Origin of the sequence: Sphaerospermopsis aphanizomenoides BCCUSP55, assembly GCF_001586785.1 — a bacterium.
Classification (GTDB): Bacteria; Cyanobacteriota; Cyanobacteriia; order Cyanobacteriales; family Nostocaceae; genus Sphaerospermopsis_A; species Sphaerospermopsis_A aphanizomenoides_A.
Genome location: NZ_LUFH02000217.1, coordinates 1 through 1,438, shown reverse-complemented (window position 1 = coordinate 1,438; position 1,438 = coordinate 1). Strand labels below are relative to the sequence as shown.

2 protein-coding genes are annotated in these 1,438 nt (G+C 40.3%); both read left to right on the top strand.

Annotated features, from left to right (window positions below; genetic code table 11):
* Positions 1–2 precede the first annotated feature (2 nt).
* On the top strand, positions 3–761 hold the full coding sequence (locus A0J48_RS26365; RefSeq protein ID WP_200327530.1) for a Uma2 family endonuclease: 759 nt from the start codon (positions 3–5) through the stop codon (positions 759–761).
* Positions 762–970: 209 nt separating this feature from the next.
* A partial coding sequence (locus tag A0J48_RS26360) for a Uma2 family endonuclease (protein ID WP_200327529.1) occupies positions 971–1,438 on the top strand: 468 nt, incomplete at its 3' end.

Here is a 1,438-nt window from a genome sequence, read left to right as displayed (position 1 = left end):
CAATCGCGCCTGACATTGTCTACCCAGAAGGTGATGGCAAGCCTATGGCAGATAATACTGAACAATTTAAATGGATTGTGAAAATCAAGGAGAACCTAGAAATACTATTTAAGTCTAATCCAGATGTGTTTGTGGCTGGGGACTTATTTTGGTATCCAGTAAAGGGTAGTAACAGAATTAAACTGGCTCCTGACACGATGGTAGTGTTTGGTAGACCGAAAGGACAGCGGGGCTCCTATCGACAGTGGGAAGAGGATAATATTCCTCCCCAGGTGGTTTTTGAAATTTTGTCTCCCTGTAATAGTAAAGGTGAGATGACGAGAAAAAAGCTTTTCTATCTCAAACATGGGGTGGAGGAGTATTATGTATATGACCCAGATGAGATTAGTCTAGAAGTATCCATTAGGGAAAATAATTCATTTAGGGAAGTTGAGGATTTTGCTACTTGGACTAGTCCAAGACTGAATATACGGTTTGACATGACGGGAGATGAATTAGTCATCTATTATCCAGATGGAAGTAGGTTTCTTAGTCCCGTGGAATTAAGTAATTATGCAGAACAAGAAAGATTTCTGAAGGAACAGGCAAATCAGCGTGCAGAACAGGAAAGACTTCTCAAAGAACAGGAAAGATTTCTGAAAGAACAGGCAAATCAACGTGCAGAACAAGAAAGATTTCTCAAAGAGCAGGAACAACTAAAGTATCAAACCTTGCTATCACAATTAAAAGCTAAGGGTATTGATATTAATGCACTCGAATAAACTATTACCCGCACTAGCATACCCTCGGGATGGGGGTTTTTAAAAACTCTCCTCCTGGTAGAGTTAGCTCTCATTTTCAAGTTGCAGCAGTGCGAGGAGATTCAAATCCATTAATTTTAAGTGAGGGTATGCAGAACACCCCTACACAAGTCATGTTATAGTAAATTGAACCGATTGAGTCAATACCAAAGTGAATGGGAGGTATAGATATGGTGAGGGAAATTGCACCAAAAACTCAACTGGGGGTGATAAAATCTAAGGTTAATCAGGGTGGGGAGACAATCGCGCCTGACATTGTCTACCCAGAAAGTGATGGCAAGCCTATGGCAGATAATACTGAACAATTTAAATGGATTGTGAAAATAAAGGAGAACCTAGAAATACTATTTAAGTCTAATCCAGATGTGTTTGTGGCTGGGGACTTATTTTGGTATCCAGTAAAGGGTAGTAACAGAATTAAACTGGCTCCTGATACGATGGTGGTGTTTGGTAGACCGAAAGGACAGCGGGGCTCCTATCGACAGTGGGTAGAGGATAATATTCCTCCCCAGGAGGTCTTTGACATTTTGTCTCACTGTAATAGTAAAGGTGAGATGACGAGAAAAAAGCTTTTCTATCTCAAACATGGGGTGGAGGAGTATTATGTATATGACTCAGATGATATTAGCCTAGAAGTA